Consider the following 5864-nt stretch of genomic DNA (forward strand, 5'->3'; position numbering starts at 1 on the left):
CTTCAGGCTTGATGAGCCGCCATTGAGGACGAGAATTGCATCGGTCATGGCCGGCCGGGAGTTTGTCCGCGCAACGCTGCTCGACGAGCGCACGCTCGGTGCCTTGCGCAGGCTGGAGCCGCTAGCCCCGATTCATCAGGCGATCAACCTGGAGCTCGTCGACCTGGCCAGCCGTCTCCTGCCCGGCACCATGCAGGTCGGCTGCTTCGATACGGCCTTCCACGCGGCGCAGCCCGAGCACGCAAGGCTTTATGGCCTGCCGCATGAGATGGCGGAGCAAGGCATCGTCTCCTACGGCTTCCATGGGCTCTCCTACAGCCATATCGCCAGCGAGCTCAACAACCGTTATGGCGCCGCCGCCGGCGGCCGGACGATCGTTGCCCATCTCGGCAGCGGTGCGAGCCTGTGCGCGATGAAGGCAGGCGTAAGCCACGCCACCACCATGGGCTTCTCGACGCTTGACGGCCTGGTCATGAGCACGCGTTGCGGCGCCATCGATCCCGGCATCCTCCTGCACCTTCTGCAGGACCGGAAGCTGTCCTCGGACGAACTTGCCGAGCTGCTCTATCAGCGATCCGGTCTGCTCGGGGTATCCGGCATCTCGGGAAACATGCAGACGCTGCTTGCGTCGAAAGACCCGGCGGCGATGCGCGCCGTCGATCTTTTCATCTATCGTGTCGGGCGCGAGATCGGATCGCTTGCCGCGGCGATAGGCGGGCTCGACACCCTCGTGTTCACGGCGGGCATCGGCGAGCATGCGCCCGCGATCCGGCAGAGCATCTGCGAAGCCGCGGGATGGCTGGGCGTCGCGCTTGACAAGGAGTTGAACGCGCATGGCGAGGAAATGGTCAGCGCCCCGGATTCCCTGGTCGACGTGCTTGTCATTCCCGCCGACGAGGAACGTGCGGTGGCCGCTGAGTTGCTCGGCTTCGAAGGCAAAGATTGAATGATATCGCCCGAAAGCGCGCGGCGCTTCCGGGCGATATCATCATACAAATGCGACCCGCTTTGGAGCAGTTCAGCATTCGATGGAATCGCTGAACTGCTCCAACTTTTTGTTTTTGCGCAATTCCGGGCGGAAAACCGCTGCGCACTTTTCCTGGAATTGCCCTAGCCCGGCAACGACGCGCCGAGCTTCCGCTGAACCAGAACGAGCGTCGGGTCGTCGGGATCCGTCGTGACGATGAAGCCCATCTCGCGCTCGAGTTCGATCGCCGCGCGGTTTTCGCGGCTTTCGATCGACTCGATGGTCTCTATCCCATGATCGTCGGCATAACGCGCGACATAACCGAGCAACTCCCAGCTGACGCCGAGATGCTTGCGATCCTCGCGGATGCAGATGGCGACTTCGCCACGCCGATCGGCCGGGTCCGCGGCGAGGGTCGCCACCGCAATCAGCATTCCGTCGGTGGAGAAGGCGAGAAAATTATGGACGTGCGGATCGTCGGAGCGGGTCATCGCCACCAGCCGCTCATGCGAAATTTCCTTCACCGCTCCGAGGAAGCGGAAGCGCAAATCCTCCGGTGTCACATGGGTGAAGAACTCGGCGACGATCGGCTCATCGTCGGGACGCGCTCGACGTACCTCGAAGCGAAATCCGGTGTGGGTCGTAAGCATGGTTTTCATTTTCAGCCCCTTTTCAGGATTGATGCGCGGGATTGGCGCAATGGCCTCATTCACCCATTGCCAGCAGCGTGTCGCGTTTCAGAATTTCAATGCTGCGCAGGCTGAGCAGGCGGATCACGCCCTTCTCTTTCAGGCGGGTGAAGACCCGAGACACGGTTTCGATGGTGAGGCCGAGATAGTCGCCGATGTCGTTGCGCGACATAGGCAGTTCCACCTGCCGCAACCCACCCTGATGCTCCGACATCTCGACGAGGAATGCCGCGACGCGCTCGATGGCGTTCTGGCGGCCGAGCACCAGGAGATGTTCCTGCGCCCGGGTCAGGCCTTTGAGCGCCAGAGGCAGGAGCTGACGCGACATGTCCGTGCCTGACGGAGCGCGGAAGACCCGGACACCGGTCGCGTTGATCGCCTCGGCGAAGAAGTGATGGGTGGCGTCGGCCTCGAAACCGAAGGTCTCTCCCGCCAGGTGGAACGCGCTGATCTGCCTGCGGCCATCGGCGAGCAGCCGGTAGATGCGGACCGCGCCGAATTCGACCTGATAGAGTGCGCCGGCCTTTTCGCCCTGGGCATAGATTTCGGCGCCTGCCGTGAAGAAGCTGACCGGCGTCGCCGGCCCTTCGAAGGCTGGCGCGGGGCTCTGATGGGGAAGATAGGACGGCAGGTCGATCTTGGCGGAGGCTTGAGCGTACATGGATGTGGTCCCAGTGAATTTGTGGCAACAGCAATCGCCCAAATCCAGCCATGCCGAAATTCGGTTATGTCCCTACGGGAAACTACTTAGTGCGACCCGAAATCACCTGGCCGGGCCAGGCTTGTCGAGCAGGCCACCTGGCCCGTGCGCCAACTGGGTCCGTGCGCCAACTGGGTCCGTGATTGACCACGATCAAGGCCGGCATGACTTGCCTCGGCATTGTCTGTTCGGACCAACCAAGGGAAACCGACCATGACCTCCGATATGATTGAAATCTGGACCGGGATACTCGGTCTTGCCTATCTTGCCGCCGCAGGCCTTTATTTCGAAATGCTCCGCGCCAGGAAGCACGTCCGAGCAAGGCATGGTCATGTCCGGCCGTATCCGGACAGGATAAGGCGCTCACGATAGGAAAGGATGCCGGATCAGCGCGGTTTCATTTTTCGTGCCGAGGGAAAGCCGGTCCGTTCCGGTCTGTCTTCCGAGAAACGGGGAAGCGTGATGAAGGCAATGCTGCTGGAAAAGCCCGGTACGCTTCTGAATCTGGTCGACCGTCCGGATCCCTTGCCGGGGGCAGGCGAGATCAGGCTCAAGGTGGAGGCATGCGCGGTATGTCGCACCGACCTGCACGTCGTGGACGGCGACTTGCCACGGCCAAGGCTGCCGCTCGTGCCGGGCCACGAAATCGTCGGCATCGTCGATCTTGTCGGTGAAGGCGTGTCGCGAGCCAGGCTCGGGCAAAGGGTAGGCGTTCCGTGGCTGGGGCACACTTGCGGACATTGTCCCTATTGCAACGCCGGCGCCGAGAACCTCTGCGACCAGCCGCTCTTCACCGGCTACACGCGCGACGGCGGCTTCGCCAGTCATGTCGTTGCCGACGAGCATTTCGCCTTCGAGCTAGATGCCGCCGCCGATCCGGTGTCGCTGGCGCCGCTCCTGTGCGCTGGTCTGATCGGCTGGCGCTGTCTCAAGAAGGCCGGCGATGGCCGGCGGCTGGGCATCTTTGGCTTCGGCGCCGCCGCGCACATTATCACGCAGGTCGCAATCTGGCAGGGACGTGAGATCTTTGCCTTCACGCGGCCTGGCGACATCCAGGCACAGGAATTCGCGCGCTCATTGGGCGTTGCCTGGGCAGGCGCCTCCGACGAATTGCCTCCCGCCAAGCTTGACGCCGCGATCATTTTCGCACCGGTCGGCGACCTGGTGCCGGCTGCGTTGCGGGCTGTCCGCAAGGGCGGCCGGGTGGTCTGCGGCGGCATCCATATGAGCGACATTCCATCGATGCCCTACAGGCTTCTGTGGGAAGAACGGGAATTGGTGTCGGTCGCCAACCTGACCCGCCGGGACGCCGAGGAGTTCTTTCCGATCGCGAGGGACGCCCGGGTGCGCACGCATACCGAAGTCTATCCGCTGGAGCGGGCAAACCAGGCGCTGGATGATTTGCGCATGGGCCGGCTGAGTGGCGCCGCCGTCCTTAAGCCGTGACGGTCGTGGAGCGCGCGTTCGCACGGCCGTCTTATCTGCTTCAGCCGGTTCGTTCCTGGCCGGCAGAGTCGGCCAGGACGGGCCGGGACGGCCGATGAAAACAGGCACACAGCGCGACATTCTTCTCCCGGACGGCTTGCCGAGCTGCGCTATGGCTGCTCGACCCGGGCCACCTGGTAGGTGTGCATGGCCCCGTTGCGCTTGATCGAGACGTACTCGCCGGTGACGAAGCGCTCCTCGCCGAGATGAAAGCCGACCTCGTCGTCACGATCGCCCTCGGCGTAGTCGAAATACCATTGGCCGCCCGGCTTGCGCCGCAGGCGGCCGACAAGATCGTCCTCGCCGGTGCGGAAGCGGCGGACGCGGCAGAAGCCCTTGTGCGATTTCCACTCCTCCGCGTCCAGCCGTCCCTCGTTGGTGAGCGGCGCCAGCACATCGTAGCCTTCTTCGCGCTCTCCTTCGGGATGACCCTTCTCGCGAGCCAGAAGCAGGCGGATGTTCCTGAATTTTGGGGTGAGGTCGTGCAAGCTGGTCATGGCAAACTCCTTCGGGGCCATTCCTACCGCGGCGGCTGGACTCGACCTTGATCGAGGTCAAACGGGCATCGGCTCGCGGCTCAACTGGTGCCTGCCGGCACATGACCGCGAACCCAATTGACGATCTGGCCGGCACTCATCGCCCGCGATACGCGCGCGATTTCCCGCTGGCGGTGAAACAGGATCATGGTGGGGATGCCGCGAATGCCCAGCCTCGCCGCGATGGCCTCCTCCTTGTCGGAATTCAGCTTGACCAGCCGGACGTGAGGCTCCAGCACCTTGGCGGCGGCCTCATAGGCCGGCGCCATCATCTTGCAGGGACTGCACCACGGAGCCCAGACGTCGACGAGGACGGGCAGGCTGCCGCGGCCGATCTGACGGTCGAAATTCGCAGCGTCGATGTCCTGCGGGACCCCGGAAAACAGCCGGGCGCCGCATTTTCCGCATTGCGCTTCGGCGCTGTTTCGGTTTGGCGGCAGGCGGTTGACCACGCCGCATTTGGTGCAAACCACCAGATTCTCCTGGGTCATGACCTTCTCCCGTTTCGATCGTGTTCGAGACGCCCATCGCCAAGGGCCCGCAGCGCATTGACGATGACGGCGACGTCTATGCCTTCTTGCAGCAGTGCTCCCGCCACCGGCGTTATATGCCCCATGGCGGCCGCGATCATCGCCGCGCCCGAGAGCCCCAGCCCGACGACGATGCTCTGCAGGGCGATCCCGCGCGTGCGCCTGGCGATACGCAATGCTTCCGCGACAGGTTCCAGCCTGTCGGTCAGCACGACCACGTCCGCCGCCTCCGACGAAGCTGTCCCGCCGCGGGCTCCCATGGCAATGCCTACGGTGGCCGCGGCAAGGGCAGGCGCATCGTTGATGCCGTCGCCAACCATCATCGTCGGCGCCGCAGCCTTTTCGGCTTCCACTGTTCCAACCTTGTCGGCCGGCGTTGCGTCGGCAAATACGGCATCGAGATCGAGCGAAGCGGAGACCTTTTCGGCCGCCGCGCCGTCATCTCCCGTCAGCATGACTATCCGGGTGACGCCTGCCGAACGCAAAGCCTCGACAGTGCCGGGAGCATCCTCGCGTATGGCGTCTCCGAATGTGAAAACAGCGGCAAGGCGGCCATCGATGGCCAGAAACACCCTGAGCACCTGCGTGTCGCGATACCGGCTCTCTCCGCTCTCCGCCCAGTTGGGCAATGGTCCGCTTCCAAGAACAAGCGGCCTCGACCCGGCCACGACCGATATCCCATCCACCTGACCTTCAAGGCCTTCTCCCCGATGCTCGCGGACATCACAGGGTTGGGAAAGCAAAAGGTTCCCGTGGCGGGCAATGCGGACAATCGAATCCGCAAGGACGTGGTGCGAAGCCTGTTCAAGCGAGGCGAGCAGCCGCAGCGGTTCATTGGTTCCCTGGCCTGGAGCGACGTCGATCTCGATCAACTCGGCGCCGCCGAGCGTCAGGGTCCCTGTCTTGTCGAAGATCGCGGTGCGTATCTGGGCGAGCGCCTCCAGCGCCGCGCTGCCC

7 protein-coding genes are annotated in these 5864 nt (G+C 63.8%); 2 read left to right on the plus strand and 5 right to left on the minus strand.

Annotated elements, in window-relative coordinates:
* The coding region (locus EOA23_RS30560; protein ID WP_127306862.1) for an acetate/propionate family kinase at positions 1–946 on the plus strand (946 nt) is incomplete at its 5' end.
* A 164-nt stretch (positions 947–1110) separates the two neighbouring features.
* On the opposite strand, the gene EOA23_RS30565 is transcribed toward EOA23_RS30560, so the two are convergent.
* Positions 1111–1626 carry a GNAT family N-acetyltransferase gene (locus tag EOA23_RS30565; RefSeq protein WP_126062649.1) on the minus strand — a complete coding sequence of 172 codons (516 nt, stop codon included), beginning with the start codon at positions 1624–1626 and terminating at the stop codon, positions 1111–1113.
* Between the two features lie 46 nt (positions 1627–1672).
* Positions 1673–2317: a helix-turn-helix domain-containing protein gene (locus tag EOA23_RS30570; protein ID WP_127306863.1), complete on the minus strand. Its 645-nt coding sequence runs from the start codon at positions 2315–2317 to the stop codon at positions 1673–1675.
* Between the two features lie 501 nt (positions 2318–2818).
* On the opposite strand from EOA23_RS30570, the gene EOA23_RS30575 reads away from it, so the two are divergent.
* The gene (locus EOA23_RS30575; protein ID WP_127306864.1) at positions 2819–3802 is read left to right on the plus strand and encodes a zinc-dependent alcohol dehydrogenase family protein; all 984 of its coding nucleotides are present in this window, start codon (positions 2819–2821) and stop codon (positions 3800–3802) included.
* 149 nt (positions 3803–3951) lie between these two features.
* Here EOA23_RS30575 and EOA23_RS30580 read toward each other — a convergent pair whose 3' ends face one another.
* From EOA23_RS30580 to EOA23_RS30590, 3 genes are all read right to left on the minus strand, one after another.
* On the minus strand, positions 3952–4338 hold the full coding sequence (locus EOA23_RS30580; protein WP_126062646.1) for a hypothetical protein: 387 nt from the start codon (positions 4336–4338) through the stop codon (positions 3952–3954).
* 80 nt (positions 4339–4418) lie between these two features.
* Positions 4419–4868, minus strand: a complete 450-nt coding sequence (gene trxC / locus EOA23_RS30585) for a thioredoxin TrxC (RefSeq protein WP_127306865.1) — start codon at positions 4866–4868, stop codon at positions 4419–4421.
* Positions 4865–5779: an HAD-IC family P-type ATPase gene (locus EOA23_RS30590; protein WP_348628600.1), complete on the minus strand. Its 915-nt coding sequence runs from the start codon at positions 5777–5779 to the stop codon at positions 4865–4867. Before EOA23_RS30590 ends, trxC begins: the two co-directional genes overlap by 4 nt.
* Positions 5780–5864: the final 85 nt, after the last annotated feature.

This window comes from Mesorhizobium sp. M2A.F.Ca.ET.042.01.1.1 (assembly GCF_003997405.1).
Taxonomy (GTDB): Bacteria; Pseudomonadota; Alphaproteobacteria; order Rhizobiales; family Rhizobiaceae; genus Mesorhizobium.